The 16,110-nt window shown below is 68.6% G+C and carries 14 protein-coding genes; 7 read left to right on the top strand and 7 right to left on the bottom strand.

All coding sequences use genetic code 11. The features are described 5' to 3' along the window. Window positions 1–34 precede the first annotated feature (34 nt). The 3 genes from G4D86_RS02735 to G4D86_RS02725 all read right to left on the bottom strand — a co-directional run bounded on the left by G4D86_RS02735 (window position 35) and on the right by G4D86_RS02725 (window position 4,045). Entirely contained in the window at window positions 35–1,090 is a 1,056-nt protein-coding gene (locus G4D86_RS02735) for an iron-containing alcohol dehydrogenase family protein (RefSeq protein ID WP_163989020.1), read from the bottom strand. A 27-nt stretch (window positions 1,091–1,117) separates the two neighbouring features. Next, on the bottom strand, window positions 1,118–2,686 hold the full coding sequence (locus tag G4D86_RS02730; RefSeq protein WP_163989018.1) for a protein adenylyltransferase SelO: 1,569 nt from the start codon (window positions 2,684–2,686) through the stop codon (window positions 1,118–1,120). 120 nt (window positions 2,687–2,806) lie between these two features. After that, on the bottom strand, window positions 2,807–4,045 hold the full coding sequence (locus G4D86_RS02725; RefSeq protein ID WP_163989016.1) for a metallophosphoesterase family protein: 1,239 nt from the start codon (window positions 4,043–4,045) through the stop codon (window positions 2,807–2,809). A 262-nt stretch (window positions 4,046–4,307) separates the two neighbouring features. Between G4D86_RS02725 and G4D86_RS02720 the strand changes: the two genes are divergently transcribed. Next, the gene (locus tag G4D86_RS02720) at window positions 4,308–4,607 is read left to right on the top strand and encodes a hypothetical protein (RefSeq protein WP_163989014.1); all 300 of its coding nucleotides are present in this window, start codon (window positions 4,308–4,310) and stop codon (window positions 4,605–4,607) included. Window positions 4,608–4,616: 9 nt separating this feature from the next. On the opposite strand, the gene G4D86_RS02715 is transcribed toward G4D86_RS02720, so the two are convergent. After that, window positions 4,617–4,871, bottom strand: coding sequence for a hypothetical protein (locus G4D86_RS02715; protein WP_163989012.1), 255 nt, complete (start codon window positions 4,869–4,871; stop codon window positions 4,617–4,619). A 241-nt stretch (window positions 4,872–5,112) separates the two neighbouring features. Here G4D86_RS02715 and G4D86_RS02710 point away from each other — a divergent pair, with 241 nt between their 5' ends. The 4 genes from G4D86_RS02710 (at window position 5,113) to G4D86_RS02695 (ending at window position 9,901) form a co-directional block, all read left to right on the top strand. Further along, window positions 5,113–6,738, top strand: a complete 1,626-nt coding sequence (locus G4D86_RS02710) for a peptide-N4-asparagine amidase (RefSeq protein WP_205519435.1) — start codon at window positions 5,113–5,115, stop codon at window positions 6,736–6,738. Between the two features lie 441 nt (window positions 6,739–7,179). Then, window positions 7,180–7,380, top strand: coding sequence for a transposase zinc-binding domain-containing protein (locus tag G4D86_RS02705; RefSeq protein ID WP_163989010.1), 201 nt, complete (start codon window positions 7,180–7,182; stop codon window positions 7,378–7,380). 156 nt (window positions 7,381–7,536) lie between these two features. After that, window positions 7,537–9,648 (top strand): hypothetical protein, encoded by a 2,112-nt coding sequence (locus G4D86_RS02700; protein ID WP_163989009.1) that lies wholly within the window; start codon window positions 7,537–7,539, stop codon window positions 9,646–9,648. A 109-nt stretch (window positions 9,649–9,757) separates the two neighbouring features. Then, entirely contained in the window at window positions 9,758–9,901 is a 144-nt protein-coding gene (locus tag G4D86_RS02695) for a hypothetical protein (RefSeq protein ID WP_163989006.1), read from the top strand. Between the two features lie 74 nt (window positions 9,902–9,975). Here G4D86_RS02695 and G4D86_RS02690 read toward each other — a convergent pair whose 3' ends face one another. Beyond that, window positions 9,976–10,254, bottom strand: coding sequence for a hypothetical protein (locus G4D86_RS02690; RefSeq protein ID WP_163989005.1), 279 nt, complete (start codon window positions 10,252–10,254; stop codon window positions 9,976–9,978). 424 nt (window positions 10,255–10,678) lie between these two features. Here G4D86_RS02690 and G4D86_RS02685 point away from each other — a divergent pair, with 424 nt between their 5' ends. Continuing rightward, the gene (locus G4D86_RS02685; protein ID WP_205519434.1) at window positions 10,679–11,623 is read left to right on the top strand and encodes a hypothetical protein; all 945 of its coding nucleotides are present in this window, start codon (window positions 10,679–10,681) and stop codon (window positions 11,621–11,623) included. Window positions 11,624–11,663: 40 nt separating this feature from the next. Here G4D86_RS02685 and G4D86_RS02680 read toward each other — a convergent pair whose 3' ends face one another. Together G4D86_RS02680 and G4D86_RS02675 are read right to left on the bottom strand one after the other, a co-directional pair. Further along, the gene (locus G4D86_RS02680) at window positions 11,664–13,154 is read right to left on the bottom strand and encodes a putative metal-binding motif-containing protein (RefSeq protein ID WP_163989003.1); all 1,491 of its coding nucleotides are present in this window, start codon (window positions 13,152–13,154) and stop codon (window positions 11,664–11,666) included. Continuing rightward, window positions 13,151–13,924, bottom strand: a complete 774-nt coding sequence (locus G4D86_RS02675) for a hypothetical protein (protein WP_163989001.1) — start codon at window positions 13,922–13,924, stop codon at window positions 13,151–13,153. The genes G4D86_RS02680 and G4D86_RS02675 overlap by 4 nt, the downstream gene beginning before the upstream one ends. A 458-nt stretch (window positions 13,925–14,382) precedes the next feature. Here G4D86_RS02675 and G4D86_RS02670 point away from each other — a divergent pair, with 458 nt between their 5' ends. Then, complete coding sequence (locus G4D86_RS02670) at window positions 14,383–16,026, top strand: insecticidal delta-endotoxin Cry8Ea1 family protein (RefSeq protein ID WP_163988999.1); 1,644 nt, start codon at window positions 14,383–14,385, stop codon at window positions 16,024–16,026. The last annotated feature ends 84 nt before the right edge of the window (window positions 16,027–16,110 follow it).

Genomic DNA, 16,110 nt, shown 5'->3' with positions numbered 1-16,110 from the left:
GAATCCTGGGACAGGTTTGCCTACATCCCCCTGCTCAGACCCCGAAGCAGCCTTCCAATGTCGTGTCGTTTTTCAGGATTTCCTCGACCTGAGAGGCACAATCCCGTGACGAGAGCACGGTATAGAAGTCTTCTTTGAGCGACGGAGCGAGGCGCACCGCGTCGAGCCACTCCCGGCGGGAGAAGGGGTCCGCGCGGATGCCTTGCCAGAATCCGGTGGCCTCGAGGACGGAGGCGACCCGCTCCGTCCCCTGGCCTTGCAGCCGGCTGACGATATAGGTCGCTACGCCCACCTGCAACCCATGGAGTCGGGGACGCGCGGACACCGTGTCGAGCGCGTGGGACAGCAGGTGCTCGCTGCCGCTCGCCGGACGTGACGAGCCGCTCACCTCCATGGCCACTCCGTTGAGCATGAGGGCCGTGGCCAGGAGGCGGACGCCCTCCAGGTCCTTCACGGGCCTCGCCATGAATTGGAAGACGGTGGCGTCCGAGAGCAGGGCCGCGAAGTCATTCACGGGCGTGCCCCGGGCATGGAACGCGCGCTTCCAGTCGGCGATGGCCGTCACCTTCGCGACGAGGTCGCCCACGCCGGACCACCACAAGGGGGCCGGCGCCTGGAGGCAGACCTCCGTGTCCACGACGACGCCGGAAGGCATCGCCGCGCGCAGCGAGCGGCGGTGGCCGCCCTGCGTGAGGCTCGACCGGGGACTGCAGAAGCCGTCATTCGACAGGGACGTCGGCACCGCGAGGTACGGCAGGCCCGCGAGGAAGGCCACGTACCGGGCGACGTCCAGGGCCCGACCGCCGCCGACGCCCACCAGGGCCTGACAGCCTCCGGGCAGGCCGGCGAACAGCGCGGTGGCCCGCTCGAAGCTCGCCTCGTCCACCTCTTCACGGCGCAGGACGGTGACGCCCTCCCGCTCGAGGCCCGTGCGCAGGCGCTGCTCCAGCGTGCCGTGCATCCCGGCGCTCACCAGCAGGGCGATGCGCCGGTGTCCGGCCCGGGCCAGGTAGACGCCGAGCCGGTCCAGCGCGCCGGGTTTGATGCGCACGAGCTCGGGGATGGAGAGGGGGGATGTGCGGGAGGACATGGGGCTCCCGCGAGAATGACACGCCGGCTACGAGCTGCACGAGAGTGCAGAGCACCCCGGCTTCGAGCGCGCCCAGTCCGGACGCTTCTCCGCGTAGTGCTCGCGCCCGGGCTGGTCCTCGAAGGGCCGCCGCATCACGTCGAGCAGCGTGAGGACCTTCGAGTCGTCCCCCGCGTGCGCGGCGTCGATGGCCTCCTGGGCGAGCCAGTTGCGCAGGACGTACTTCGGATTCACCGCGTCCAGGCGCCGCGCCAGCTCGGCCGGGGGCGCGTCCTCGCGCCGTGTGCGATGCCACCAGGCCGCGAGCCACTCGACGCCCTTCGCCACGTGCGCCTCGGGCACCTCGCCGTAGAACGTCTCGCGCACCACCGGGGGCAGGCCCGTGGGCGCCGCCGGCATCGTCACCACGGAGGAGAGGGCGCGGAAGAAACGCGTCATGTCCGTCTCCTCCGCCGCGAGCCACGCGAAGCACTGATTCACGAGCTCGACGTCCGCCTCGTCCTTCAGGGAGGACAGCCCCAGCTTCGCCGCGAAGCGCTGGCCGGCCTCCGCCTCGAAGGCGCGCTGGTATTCGAGCAGGCCCGCTTCGACGACGGATTCATTGTCCTCGAAGAGAGGGAACAGCGCGGTGCCCAGCCGCTGCACGTTCCACAGGCCGATGGCGGGCTGGTTGCCGAACCGGTAGCGCCGCTGCTCCGCGTCCGTGGTGTTGGGCGTCCAGCCGGGGTTGAAGTCGTCCACCCAGCCATAGGGGCCGTAGTCGATGGTGAGCCCGAGGATGGACATGTTGTCGGTGTTCATCACGCCGTGCACGAAGCCGACGGCCTGCCAGTGCGCGATGAGCTTCGCCGTACGACGCGAGACTTCGCGGTAGAAGGCCGCGTACGTCTCCTTCGACGGCGCGCCGAGCTCCGGGAAGAACTGCGTCACCGTGTAGTCCGCCAACTGCTTCAAGAGCCCTGCGTCCTCGCGGCTCGTGGGCAGCTCGAAGTTGCCGAAGCGCAGGAAGGTGGGGGCGACGCGGCAGACGATGGCGCCGGGCTCGGCCTCGGGGTTGCCGTCGTAGAACATGTCCCGGATGACGGAGTCACCCGTGGCCACCAGCGACAGCGCGCGCGTGGTGGGCACGCCGAGGTGGTGCATCGCCTCGCTGCAGAGGAACTCACGGATGGACGAGCGGAGCACCGCGCGGCCATCGGCGCGGCGGGAGTAGGGCGTGGGGCCCGCGCCCTTGAGCTGCAATTCCTGACGCGTGCCGTCCGGCGTCACCAGCTCGCCGAGGACGATGGCGCGGCCGTCCCCGAGCTGCCCGGCCCAGCGGCCGAACTGATGCCCGCCGTAGTTGGCGGCGTACGGGTCCATGCCCGGCCAGAGCGCGTTGCCGGCCAGCACCTTCGCCGTCTCGGGGGACTGGAGCGTGGCCTCGTCCAGCCCCAGCATCCGTGCCACCTCGGGCGACCAGGCAATCATCCGGGGCGCGGACACGGGCGTCGGCGAGACCCGGGACCAGAGCGCGCCCTGCACCTGCCGCGGACGGCGGTCGCTGAGCGGGTCCCCGGGGGTGGCTTCGACGAAACGGGAGTGGAACTGGGGCATGGGGCTTTGATGCTGGAGCGGGCGAGGTGATGCGTGACGGGACGGCTCTAACACCGCGCGTCCGCTGCTCGCACCTCCATCTGACGGGCGGCCTGGCGCCTGAACGGCGGGCCCCGGCGCTCAGGGCGCGGCGCGCGCGGGGCCCAGGGCTCGTCCCGCGAGGGTGCTCGGGTCCACCGCGAGCTGCTCGACGCGGAACTCCGGGAGCGCGCGGAACAGCAGCCACTCTCCGCTCTGGAGCGGTCCCTTCACCAGCTGCCCGGTGTCGAGGAGCTGCCGGCCGATGGGGCTTGAGGTGTCACCGAGCGCGTGCTCGAAGCGGAGCCGCTCCAGCCGTCCATCGTCCAGCTTCACGTCGCCCTCCACGAGGACGCGGTCGTCGCCGAGGAGCACGCGCGAGGCGCCCTCCACCCGGCCATAGGAGTTGTCCGCGAGGAGGAGCTCGAAGGAGTCGTCGCGCAGCAGCGAGGGGCAGTCGCCGCTGGGCGTGTGCCCCACCACGAGCCGGTGGATGCCCGCGCGGGTGAGCGTCTCGATGAGCTCGGGGGAGGGCAGGCCGGGGTGGTTGAGCTCATTGGCCATGCGCCCGTACACGACGCTGGCGGTGTTGAGACGCCTTCCCGGAGTGGGGGCCTGATAGGCGATGACGGGCTCCCACGCGGGTTTGCCGTCCGCGTCGAGGCGCTCCTCCGCGAAGGCCGCGAGCTGGTCGCGGTACCACACGTTGAGGGCCTCGCCCCAGGCGTCCACGCCGTCCACGCGCTCCCGGGAGGGCACCATGCCGAGGCTGTCCTCGTGCAGCCCGCCGTGGAGAAAGAGAGTCTTGCCGACGCGGTGGGTGAGCTGACAGGCGGAGAGGTACTCGCGCAGCGCGCCCCCGGGCCCGAGGTCCTCGAGGTAGCTGTCGACGACGTCCTCGTCGGTGATGGTGTCACCGGAGCGGGCCAGCTCTGCCTTGCGGAACTCGAAGGCGCCACGCGCACCCATGGTGTTCTCGAAAATCCACCGGAGGAGTACGGGGCGGGGAGCGCTCTGTATCTCCGGAGGCGTCCGTGCGAGCGGGTGGCCGCGCAGCTCGCGCACCAGCCGGAGCTTGTTGATGTCCCGGTTGCCCGCGAGCAGCACCACCTGGGACGGCTGCCGGCGTCGGGCCTCCAGGAGCGTGCGCACCACGCGGCGTCCGTCGGGGCCCCGGTCGATGGCGTCTCCGCCGAAGACGAACGTCACACCCGGGCGCACCACCAGGCGGTCCCCGTCCTCCAGGGACACGAGCGGGTTGTCCTGACAGAAGCTGGTCAGCTTCTTCCAGAGTCCCTCCACGTCGGTGAGGTAGGCGACGGAGGGGAAGGGCGTCGACATGCGCCACTTCTAACACCGCCTCCGGGCCCGCTGGGTGGGAACTGCGCGACCCACCCAGCGAAGGCGGCCTGGAGTGCGAGCAGTCAGCTTCGGCCGTCGCACGGCAATGGCGCTACGATGGTCCGAACAGTGCCGCACCGGAGAGCTTGAGTTGACCGAGTCGACCGATTCCCCGCCCGAAGCCCAGTGCCCTCGTCACCCGGAGCGTGTGGCGGACGCCGTATGCGAGCGCTGCGGCACCTTCACGTGTCCTGAATGCACGGTGGTCCGGGGAACCGAGCGGTTCTGCCCGGACTGCGCGCGCCGGACGGGGGGCCTGGGTGGCTCGTGGCTGGCCGTCTCCGCGGGAATCCTGAGCTTCATCTCCCTCGCGTGCGCGCCGCTGGGGCTGGTGGCCATTCTGCTGGCGGGCATCGACCTCGTGTCGATGGCCGTCAACGACAAGCGGGGCCGGCACGGGCTGAAGCTGGACCTGATTGCGATTGGGCTCTCGGTGGTCGGAATCGTGCTGGGCGTCGTCGTCTTCATGCGCGCCGCGGCGGACGCATCCGCGGCGCCTTGAGCGAGCCGGCTACAGGCTCGGGGTGACGGCGACGGGCGCTTCCGGCAGCGCCTTGACGATGGTGTGCGCGACGAAGGCGCCGATGCAGGCGAAGGCGATGGCGACGAGGTAGCCGCCCAGCCCGAGGCCCATGATTTCGCCGACGACTTCACCCATGAACCAGAAGAGGGCACCCAGTGCCGCCCAGCCGGCGGAACGTCCCTTCTCCTTGGCGATGGCCGCGAGTTTCTTGCACAGCGCAACGATGGCGAGGATTTCGAGCATGCGCGGACTCCATCATTTCCGGCGGGCGCAAGGGAAGACACTCCCCGCTGAAATCGAGGGTGTCTCCTTCGACTCCGACCCTCAATCCCTCTCGTGTCTGCCTCCGGGATTTCTGGGAGGTCGGGTGAGTCCTGATGGGGCTTGGCGACGGGTCTCGCGCCAGCGAGTTCCAACAGTGACACGGTGACTTCTCCAGAGGGCTGCTAGGCTGCGCGCCCTCCTCGCTGCCCTGGAGATACCTGTGACACGTCTCACCGCTGTTTTCGCTGCGACGGGCCTCGCGCTCGGCGCGATGTCCCCCGCGTATGCCGCCGAGCCGCCTCCCGAGTTCGGCACCGACTGGGACGACCCCCGCACCGCCGTCCGTCCGGTGGAAAAGCCCGCGACGCCGTCGTGCACGGTGAAGATCGTCGACGAGCAGTTCGACGACTTCACGCCGTACACCAGCACCTTCACCCCGCCCGCGGGCTGCCCCGGTCCGTGGAACAAGGTGGTGCTGCGCATGGAGGGCAAGGTGCAGGGCGTGCAGTACGACCGGCTCGGGCACCTGGAGGTGGGCGGGGTCGCCATCTTCAAGACGTCCACGCCGGAGCCGTCCCGCGACGGCATCCAGTGGGCGGTGGAGAAGGACGTCACCGACTACGCGCCGCTGCTCTCGAAGCCCCAGTCCGTGTGGATGCTGATTGGCAACGTGGTCAACGAGACCTACACCGGCGTGCTGGACGTGCAGGTGTACCTGACGTTCTACCCGGCGCAGGGCCGCTACAAGGCGGCGGACACGGCCAGCGACGTGCTGCCGCTGTCCAACCCGCACCGCGAGGGCAGTGCGATCCTTGGCGAGGTGACGGTGCCGAAGAACACGGAGCGGCTCGTGGCCGAGGTGTATGCGACGGGCTCGGGCGGAGGCTGCGAGGAGTTCTGGTACATCACCGCGCCGACGGTGGTGCCGTACTCGTGCCCGGCGGATGACGGCCCGTACCGCGAGGTGCAGATTGAAGTGGATGGCAGGGTGGCCGGCATCGCCATGCCCTTCCCGCATGTCTACACGGGTGGCTGGTCCAACCCGTTCCTCTGGTACACGCTGCCGGCGCCGCGCGCCTTCGACGTGCGCCCCATCCGCTATGACCTCACGCCCTTCGCCGGCCTGCTGACCGACGGCCAGCCGCACCAGGTGAAGGTGTCGGTGCTGGGGGTCCCCGAGGGCCGGCCCGGGTGGGACTTGCCGACGAGCGTGCTCGTCTGGCGCGCCTCGGGCAATGCACGGGTGACGGGTGGGCTGCTGACGCATGAGGTGGGGCCGGTGGCCAATGAGTCGGGGCACTCGGTGGTGGATGGCTGGAACCAGGTGGACACGCGGGGCAGCCATCACCTGCGGATCTCCGGCTATGTCCAGACGCCGAAGGGGAGGGTGGTGACCGCAGTGGAGCAGTCCGTCTCCAACTCGAGCATGCACCGCTGGGTGGGCGACCAGGAGAATCCGGATCAGCTCACGGCGTCCTGGAGTGATTCCAGCACCGTCATCGCCTACAGCCCTGGCAGCCTTCCGACGGTGAGCCGCTCCGAGAAGCGCTTCGTGCTCGATGGGCTCGTCGGCATCAACGCCGAGAACCGGCTGAGCACGACCATCACTGTCAGCGACTCGGAGGATGCGAGCACCATGCGAGGCTCTTCCGCTCAGGCACGCCGGAAGTTCACCGATGTCTACACGGGCGAGGCCGCCTACAACCTGGGCGTGCCGCGTGCGCAGCGGAACGCGGTGGGAACGTCCACCCACCGCTACCAGTTGACGGAGAACGGCGCCTGCTACGACCGCCGCATCTCATCGAAGAACGGCTTCGTCACCGAGGACGTTCAGGGCTGCGACTGAGGGAGGTCTCCTTCGGTGGTGTAGCCCGCGAGACCTGTGGCGAAGCTCCCGGAGTTCTTGAGGTCCACCTCTCGACTCCGGGAGCTCATGCCTGCAGGTGCGGGGGCTTCGAGCGGCGAACATCGGAAGACAGGATTTGAACCCGTGGGCACGGGGTGCCCGAAACCCGCGACGGCACACGCCTATCGCTGAATCGTGAATGAATCAGGGCACTTCAAGTCCACGGGGCAGTCCCCACCAGTCCCGACTGTCGCCCAGAGCCCCCTCCAGCTTTGGAGACATTTTGGAGACAGGGCCAGCGGAGCACGGTCCTCCAGGGAGGTTCGTGGGAGCCCAACGGTAGCGTGTGCCCTGGCGATGTGTGGTTGGAGAGGGGAAGGTGGGGGAGCACGGGTGGGAGTACCGTCGGAGGCGGCCGGAGGGGACGGTGCTGTACGAGCGGTGAGGGACCACCTCGCCACGCTGTTGACGGAGGCGAGCGAGGTGAGGCGCGGCCTGCCCCGGTATGTGGAGCGGGATTTCGCCCACTACCTGGAGTGCGGGGTGCTGGCGCACGCGTTCGCGCGGGTGCGCTGCAAAAGTTGCAAGGACGAGCTGCTCGTCGCCTTCTCGTGCAATGGGCGAGGGATGCCCCTCCTGTAACGCGAAGCGGGCGCCCGAAGCCTGGCGGAGCGAAGGGCCACCGGACGTGGACGCGAAAGAGGCCTCCAATTCTTCCTATCCGTCAACCGCTGCACACACACCGTCGACGCGATAAGGCTGCAACGGCGCAGAGCCAGATGGGACTACTATCTGCCCATGGCCGCGCCGAATGAATCCGCAACGTCGCTGCGCTGGCTCCTCGACGATCTTCGCGCTCCGCTCACGGCGGCGTGGATCGACGTACGCGATCGCATGCGCGCGCCGTCCGACCAGACCGTCATGTTGACGGTGGACTGGATTTCCGATCCGTGGATCACGAGAGGGATTCAGCCCGCCAACGTGCTACCGATTCCGACGGCAGCACCAATCTACGACCCGCCGGATGACGTCGATCAATGGCCGGACTTCAACATCGGCGCGACGCTCGCCGCCGCGTCTCTCCCGCTTCGCCGGACCTCGCACGACGCGTTCACGGTGATGCTCGCGTCGGTCAGCGCCGGGCCGCACAATGCAGGAACTGCGGTCGAAGAGTTCATGGCATCGCAGCAGCGCATCACCGCCTACGGCGATGCGCAGATGATATTTGGCGACCAGGTCCGCGCGTGGATCCTCGGGTGCATCGGCTCCTTCCTGCGCGATCTCGTCTTCACTCCACCGACCACCGATCCCGAGCTCATCGCCCAGACCACGACGTTGCGGCTTGGCGCACCACGCCAATTCACGCTTCCGGACCCGTGGGTCGCGTCCAATCGCTTCGGTGATCGCCATCTCGAGCTGCTGCTGAACCTCACGCTGCAAGGCAACGGGACGCTTGCGCCGTTCGATCCGCTCGACGTGCGGGTCGGTCAGGGAATCCCCTGGCAACAGGCGTGGCGATGGCTGAGTCTCGACGTCCCGGCCGAACTGACGCAGAGCGCGATCCGTCTTGCGGCCAGACTCCTGCGCAGCCCGGGCCTGCGCCTCGGCTTCCGCCGCGCATTGACATCGGACGACGAGGAACTCCGCACGCTCGCCACGGGTGTGGTGCGACGCTGGGCGCTGACGCTCAAGGCGATGGCGTGGGCCGAGCACGCCCTCGATTTGTCCTGGGAGGTGGTGCGACCCGCTGATATCGCCTGCTTTGCGTTCAGCGCGACAAAGCCCGAGTGGCCCCGTCGCCTGATTGCGATCAGCCATCGCTCCGCCGAGGTCAAGCCGCAGCTCCGGCACATGCAGGTGTGGAAGTCCTCCCGCTGTGCGATTGACGCCACCTACATCCCATCCTGGGAAACGAATACCGGCATGATCTGGGGACTCTTCGCGGCATCGCCGGCGGTGGTCCGCGTGCGAACCCCTGGCTATGACGCGTCCGTCTGGTGCCGCCGGGAAGCCGAGATGGTCCAGCACTTAATCGATCGGGCGGACTACTTCGCGAACCGGTTTGCCGGCGATCTCGAACCTGCGCAACTCGGTTCGCTCGACGAGTGGGAGACCATCGCGCGCGGCGCGCCTCGCGACGAGCTGGCGTCGATCCAGCCAGAGTTCCCGGCGATGGGTCTGACTGTCTGGAGTCCACGGCCCGCGCCTCCATGGGAACTGGCGGTCCTGCGCGCCGCGGGAGCACTGAGAGCCCTGAGCGCGTACGTCGGGAATAGTATGATGGTGAACCGGATCGTCGGCGAACTGGTCCAGCACGGCGACTTCACGCTGATTCCGCCACCGACGAATCATCCGGAAGGCTGGCGTGCCTACGCCATCATCTTCCTGGAGGTTGCCGCGGCCGCGAAACCGTCACAGGCCAACCCGTTCTGGCTTCGGCTGCCCCAAAACTACGGCGAAGACGACCTCGCGCGCGATCGCGAGATCGCGCAGTTGATTCCGAACCTACGCTCAGGCACGCCACGACTGGGGGATGTGCTGGTAGCGGTCGAATTCCTCAGGACCGTCTGGCCGATCATGGTCGACGAGCGCCGCGGCCGCTTCCTGATCCTGAATCTGCAGGGACTCAGTCACCAGCGGTGGCTCGAGGATCCTGAATGGAGCCTGCACCGCGGCTTGTCGGCCCTCCGGGGGTTGCCCGTTCCGTTGTGGTTCCTCCAACTGGCGGGCCAGCAGCTCAGTGATTGGGAACTGCGCGGCGACCCGCCGATTCTGACCGAACATGTCGACGCGCAATTCGGCTGGATGATAGAAGCGCCTCCCGTCGAAGGTGAATGGCGAGCCCGCTACCCGGACGACTCGGGTCTCGACATGTCTCCCTCACTGCGGCGTCTCCACGGGACGTCATGATCGAGCGACCGCTCGTCCTCAGGGCTCACGCAAGGCAAGCCGCGAGAGCCTTCACCAGATCCGCACACGCCGAGGCCCCGGCCGCCGCCTCTGCACCACGATGCAGTACATGCACCTGGGGAATGGGGAGAAGCACCGCGCCATCCAGATGCTGGAGGAGGCGCTGGCTTCAGTGCTCACCCACCTCTTCGTGGGCTATCAGCCAGGGCGCGTCCATACCGCTCAGCGGTCACCGCACGGCGGGCGGTACTGAACGCGCAATGAGCGCTTGAGGTTCAGCCGCCGCGCCTTCGGCAGGGTGGACGTGGGGACGTGGTGGATGGCCACTCATATACTGCGGGTGACGGAGGCGCGCTCCCATTGAGGGCGTCGGTCGTGCTGGCTGAGGCGCGTCATTGCCTCGCCGGACTGGCCGACGTCGAGCACCTTCCATGTGCCGTCCGGGAAGACGTCCAGATGGAGCAGCGCTGGCACTGGTCCGCGCTCCAGACAGGCCTCGCCGTGGCGCCCGGCCCCTGCATGGTTCCGCTCTTCGCCGTCATCGGCCAGCACTCGAGCAGGAAGTTCCCGGTGGGCGTCATCACCGGCGTGGGCGCGCTGCTCCATGGTCTGGGGGCGGCCGTCCTCCTCCTGAGCGTCGGCGCGGGGGCGGACTACGTCATTGAAGATGCGGGAGTGGTCAGCGGTAGTACGGAGACAGGGCGGCGGGGGATGGCGACGAAGGCGTCGTCCAGCGCCACCAGGAGGACGGCCTCGGATGCTTCGGGCACTTTGGATGTGGGATATGGGCACCGCGGATGTTGTTCATGAGATGGGTGCCAGGACGGCTGGACAAATACAGACGCGGAAGAATCAAAGCGCCCCACCCTGGGGATTTCCCATAGACAACACCCCCACCACCCCGCCGGCAGGGGAACTTTCCATCACTGACAAATCCATCCATCCCAGAAGCCGTCTCACCCTTTCGGGTGATTACTAATGCAAGTCATTGCTCTAGAAGGCCGGGCATCTCCTCACGCAGGAATGCCTCATGGCCAAGCTCCGAATCTCGCCTCCCTCCACCCCCAAGACTCCCAAAGTCGACCTGCCACGCTCTCCGAGCCCCACGAGCTCCCGCAGCCCATCTCCCCCTCCGTCCGCCCAGTCCAGCGCGTCTTCCTCCTCGAAGAAGCGCCCGGCGCCGGACGAGTTCGAGGCGAGCAGCTCGAAACGACCCAAGCGGGCCGCGGCGACGGGCGAGCAGCCTCCCTCGGCGGCTGAGCTGTACAAGCAACAGAAGGAGGTAGGCCTGCAGGACACCCACGCCGCTCGCACGGGCGACATGTCGTCCCTGCGCACCGTGAAGGACGGCCCCGAGGACAGGCTCAACACGCTGGCCCACTACGGCAGCCAGGCCCGGGACAAGAAGGGGCTCTTCTATGAGGGCCCCACGGAAAAGCGGGGGCTCGGGCCGCAGCCGGTCCTCACCTCGGTGCCTGACCGCGACAAGGGCGAGCACACCAAGGTCTTCAAGGAGATGACGGGCGGCGAGCCCAGCTCGACGAAGTACCAGCAGCGCCTCGGCACCGCCGACAAGGGGACGGACTACGAAATCCTCCACGGCATGGGCCATGGCGAGGGTGGCAGCAAGACGCAGTCACGCCAGAACCTGGCCTCCGCCTCGCATGGCGCCAACACGGCCATGATTCCCGCGGACAAGGCCATCAGCGGCAACCCCGACATCCGCGTGGACACGCGGTTCAACGTCCGCCCCGACACCCACCGCGCGGAGTCCGTGGACCAGCGGTTCTTCCACAAGGACCGGCCCGGGCAGCCCATCTACGAGAAGCGCATCGACGGCGACCTGCCCCGCGTCACCACCAGCCAGTACAAGCAGCTCCAGGCCGAGGCGGAGCACCTCAAGGACCCGAGGCTCGACGTCGCCGTCGCGATGCTGAACCTCAAGGACGGCGGCAAGGGCCCCGGCGGAAGCTGAGCCCCGCGCATTCCCGAGCCGTAGGCCTCACCGGAGGGGCCTACGGCCCCCAGTAGAACCCGGTGCCGTCCTGGGCCGCGCTCCAGAACTCGTCCGACGTCAGCCCCTCCAGCGTCGTGAAGCCCTGGGTGCCGAAGAGGAAGTCGTGCCAGCTCTCTCCGTCGAAGCGCACGAGGTCGTCCGTGCTCAGGCGCGCGACGACGGCCGTCTTGCCGAAGGCCACCACGTCGAAGATGTCGGGTGAGACGCCGCCATCCTCGAAGATGGGGTACGGAGGCTTCGTGCGCCACACGCTTCCCTCCCGCTCCAGGAGCAGCCCCTGGTCTCCCGCGGCGTAGGCCAGGGCCGGGCTCACCACGTGCACGGAGTGAAGGGCGTGCTGCCCGGCGGAGGGTGGCGGCAGCGACTCCTGCAGCCAGGGGCCCCCGTCCGGGTTGGAGCGATAGGCGACCGGGTATGCCGTGGAGACATCACCATTCAGGGCGTAGCCCACGGTGAGGAGCGTCCCCGGCCCGGTGCCATGAATGGAGCGGAGGTCCGCGTCCACGTGTGCCACGCGCACCGGGGGCGCCGGGTAGTCCCAGCGGACGATGTCCCCCGCCTCGTTCACCGCGTAGAGCGTCGTGCCGCCGTCCTGCTCGAAGCCCACGATGTCCTGGATGGCCGCGCCGCCTCCGTCGAAGGCGGCGCTCGAGCACGGCTCCGCGGCCACCGTCGTCCGCGTGGCGAGCCGCCCTTCCCAGGAGCCCACGAAGACGCGCCCGTCGCTCGGCCGCGCCCAGGCGGTGGACCACCCGCCGAGGCAGTCGGTGAACTGCCGCATCTGGCCGCCGCCGTCCGCCTCCCGGCTCACGTAGGCGAGCACGTCGTTGTTGTCGCTCACGAACCAGGCCCGGCCGCGCGCGTGCGGGGCCACATCCCGGAGGTTCGCGCCGCTGACGAAAAGCGCCGGCCTCCACTCGACGCCGTCGCAGACAGGCGCCGGGTCCACGGTGTGGTCACAGTCGTTGTCCAGGAAGTCGCAGCGCTCCTCCAGGCCCTTCGATACGGAGGCCGTGTGGTCATCACAGTCCGTGCCCCCGGAGTCCTCTCTCACGTAGCCATCGCCGTCCTCGTCCACCGCCCTCAGCGTCAGCGTGACATCGGCGGTTCCCTCGTCGGGAATGAGCACCTTGTCGGCCGTGGCAATGGCCACCTCCTTCCCGGCGCACGAGGACTCACGGGCAGACGCCGTCACCTTCACGGTGCTGCTCCACCCGGACCTTCGGATGAAGCCCACCTCGCGCGAGCCGCTCGCCTCCGTCACCGGCGGGTCCACCGGCAGCTCCTGTGTCCGCGAGGGCGACTCCACGTCCACCAGCCGCAGCGTGACGCAGCCCGGACGGAAGCCGTCGTACTTCAGCAGCACGCGGACGTCGCAGGGATGGTCCGTGTCGCACCCGCTGGGCTTCTCCTCCTCGAGTTCCTCGATGTCCGGCACCGTGCAGGTGACGCACAGCAGCCCGAGCCCCAGGGCCACGACGCGCTTCATGGCGAGACCTCCGCGAGCGAAGACGGCGTGTCGCGCGTGAGCAACCAGGTGACGGCCGCTCCGGCGGCGGCGGTGACGGCCGCGCCCAGCAGGACGTTGGCTGCGAGCGCCTGCCCCCGCGCGCTGTCCAGGTGTGAGACCCGGTCGTCATGGAAGTCGTCGTCGCGCGCCGCATTCACGTTGCTCCGGGACTTCAGGCCGAAGTAGCCCCCGGCGCCGCCGAGCACCGCGCCCGCGCCCAGCAACGCGATGGGGAGCACCGGCGTGGAGCGCGCGGGGCGCACGTCCGCTTCCGCCATGGGAGCCGAAGGAACGAGCACGGGAGACGGCCGCGTCTGCGCGAGCTGCGCGTCCGGCACCGCGCGCGGCGCGTCCGCCGGGGGGCGGGGCTTGCGCGCCTGCTCGCGCTGCACGCTCTTGCGCACGTCCTCGAAGTCTCGCGTCACCTTGGGCGACACCTTCACCGGGAGGCTCGCGGCGGGCCGTAGCGCGAGCCCGGCGCGGAAGGCGGCGAGCGATTCCTGCCGCCGCCCCAGGTCCGCGAGCACGAACCCCCGGTAGATGATTGCCCGGGCCCGCTCATCGTCGTCGCGCGCGGCGAGCGTCGCCGCGTCGAGCTCTTCGAGGGCGTGCTCGAAGTCGAGCTCATCGTACGCGCGGGTCGCGGCCGACATGAGGTCCTGGAAGGAAGGGCCGGTGGAAGCCGCGGGCTGGCTCCACGCTGGCGACACCAGCATCAGCACGAGGCCGAGCACGATTCGCAGGTCCATGGGCGCGGAAGATACCACCGCGACTCCGCGCACCCGCCGCCTCGATGCGACTCGCACGTTCCATTGTGTGCACACCGCATGACTGTTTCCGCCACCACGGTACAGTTGCCATCGATGCCCTCGAGCGGGGGCGGAGCCGGGGCTGGAGGAGGAGAGCCCGGCCCTGGCTGCGACGGTGGAGTCGATGCAACCAGATGGTTGGCGGCTACGACGAGACGATGGACGGCTCACCCATGGGCAGCCCGGTGGTCCTCATCCCGGGTAGCAGCGCGTTCCCCCCTCACGCGCCTGCGTACGCGGGCAACGCTGGAGTGCGCGTCCGCCCCTGACGCGGGCGCGTCTCCCCATGACGCCTCCCTCGGGGAATGACGCTCGAGCCGTCCTCGCCGAGCATGGCAACACCCTTGCACATGAATGCTCCGGCTCCTCTGTCCCCCTGAGAAGGAGGTCGTTCCCTCATGAGAGTCGCGGATACGTTCACGGTCACCAACGAGTACAAGGAAGAGGTCTGCTACTGGGTCGCCAACACGGACGACACCTCGTACCGCATCGCCTACGGCGACACCTTCGGCTGGCTCAAGAAGGGCGAGAAGGTGCGCCTGAGCCTGCCCTCCGGCGAGAAGAAGATCGGCTTCCGCAAGGGGCGGACGCCCTTCTCGGACTGGTTCGCCGCGCCGGTCAAGGTCAAGACGAACCGCCCCGTCACGCTCGGCGAGGACTGCCAGATCAGACAGCCCGACCACGAGTTCCCCAACCCGGACTCGACCAGGGCGGTCAACTTCATGGACGAGTTCAACATTCAGCTCAACGATCTCTCGCGCATGGCCGTCCTCGCCGCCGTCGGCAAGATCCCGACCGTCGGCGCCGGCATCGCCGCGGCGGTCGGCGTCATCTGGCCCGAGAAGAAGCCGACGGTCGAAGACCTCGTGAAGGCTTCCGAGGAGCGGATGAAGGCGTGGGTGCACGGCGTCATCGACGAGTACGACCGCGCGCTCCTGAAGAGCAAGGTCGGCTCGCTGCGCCACAACCTGAAGGAGTACCTCGACGCCGACGAGCAGACCGAGCGCCAGACGTGGCTCGACACCTGCCTGGGCCAGTTCAACGACGCGAAGGAGCTGTTCATCGGGCGCAAGTACACGCCCGGCTCCGTAGGGCTCGCCTTCGACCTGGCGACGATGCACCTGGCGCTGCTGCGCGAGCGCGTCGTCAAGTCGAAGGAAATCTTCGGCGAGAAGAAGGTCAGCGTCGAGAAGCACAAGCAGGCGCTCAAGGACGCTATCTCCGACTACCAGAAATTCATCCGCGACGTGGCCCTCCCCGGCGAGATGAAATGGCGCGAGTCGATGATGGACATCGAGGACTTCCCACAGGACGTCCTCGGGCGCGCTTCGACCGTCATCCGCGACCACGTCGCGCGCGAGGTGCAGAGCTTCGCCAAGGGGATCGGCGCGCGCGGGGGCGGCGATCACACCGTGCTGGTGCACTACTACAAGGAGCAGGCGCTCAACAGCTTCCGCGCCGCGCTCCAGAGCAACGTCAGCGACCCGGCCCTGCTCTGGTCAATGCTCGATCCCGACCGTGAGCACGTGTTGCCCATCCCGCTCGACCGCGAGCCCGTCTGGGTCGGCCCCAGCACCGGACTCGTCTACAAGGCGAACAACGAGCACGGCGCGCGCGACCACAGGTGGGAGGATCGGCCGGGCCGGATCTCGAAGGTTCACGTCCGCGAGTGGAACGAGATCGACTTCCTCAAGTTCTACTACGACGGGCACGAGGGCAACGGGGTGGGCAACACGGGCGGCGGCGCGCCGCACGACGTGGATGTGCCCGCGGGCAAATACATCACGCGCGTCGAGACGTGGTGGGACTGGGAACTCTCGGGCATCAGGTTCCACTTCAGCGACGGCACGAGTGCCGGGACGTTCGGCAACCGGACGGGACTGGGCCGCCACTACCAGTCAGCCTCGTATCCCAACCACCGCCTGAGCGCCGTCCGCATCGAGGGCACGCCCGTGTACCAGGGGCAGCCCAGCAAGATCAACGCGCTCTGGTTCGGCTTCTCGCCGCTGCCTGACTACTACGAGCCGAAGAAGCCAGACTAGACGGATGCACGACCCTGTGACGCGAGCTGTGGGTTCCCGTCATCGCGTCTCCTCCCCGCGGGGCCACTCTGCTGTCGTTCGGAG

Source organism: Pyxidicoccus caerfyrddinensis, assembly GCF_010894405.1.
Lineage (GTDB): Bacteria > Myxococcota > Myxococcia > Myxococcales > Myxococcaceae > Myxococcus > Myxococcus caerfyrddinensis.
This window is presented reverse-complemented; position numbering and strand designations above follow the sequence as displayed.

Excerpts from the sequence above, each read along its gene's own strand:
- G4D86_RS02715 (WP_163989012.1), bottom strand. The coding sequence starts at position 4,871 with ATGCTCGAAATCCTCGCCATCGTTGCGCTGTGCAAGAAACTCGCGGCC.
- G4D86_RS02695 (WP_163989006.1), top strand. The coding sequence starts at position 9,758 with ATGCACCTGGGGAATGGGGAGAAGCACCGCGCCATCCAGATGCTGGAG.
- G4D86_RS02700 (WP_163989009.1), top strand. The coding sequence starts at position 7,537 with ATGGCCGCGCCGAATGAATCCGCAACGTCGCTGCGCTGGCTCCTCGAC.
- G4D86_RS02680 (WP_163989003.1), bottom strand. The coding sequence starts at position 13,154 with ATGAAGCGCGTCGTGGCCCTGGGGCTCGGGCTGCTGTGCGTCACCTGC.
- G4D86_RS02735 (WP_163989020.1), bottom strand. The coding sequence starts at position 1,090 with ATGTCCTCCCGCACATCCCCCCTCTCCATCCCCGAGCTCGTGCGCATC.
- G4D86_RS02725 (WP_163989016.1), bottom strand. The coding sequence starts at position 4,045 with ATGTCGACGCCCTTCCCCTCCGTCGCCTACCTCACCGACGTGGAGGGA.
- G4D86_RS02685 (WP_205519434.1), top strand. The coding sequence starts at position 10,679 with ATGGCCAAGCTCCGAATCTCGCCTCCCTCCACCCCCAAGACTCCCAAA.
- G4D86_RS02690 (WP_163989005.1), bottom strand. The coding sequence starts at position 10,254 with ATGGAGCAGCGCGCCCACGCCGGTGATGACGCCCACCGGGAACTTCCT.
- G4D86_RS02675 (WP_163989001.1), bottom strand. The coding sequence starts at position 13,924 with ATGGACCTGCGAATCGTGCTCGGCCTCGTGCTGATGCTGGTGTCGCCA.
- G4D86_RS02730 (WP_163989018.1), bottom strand. The coding sequence starts at position 2,686 with ATGCCCCAGTTCCACTCCCGTTTCGTCGAAGCCACCCCCGGGGACCCG.
- G4D86_RS02670 (WP_163988999.1), top strand. The coding sequence starts at position 14,383 with ATGAGAGTCGCGGATACGTTCACGGTCACCAACGAGTACAAGGAAGAG.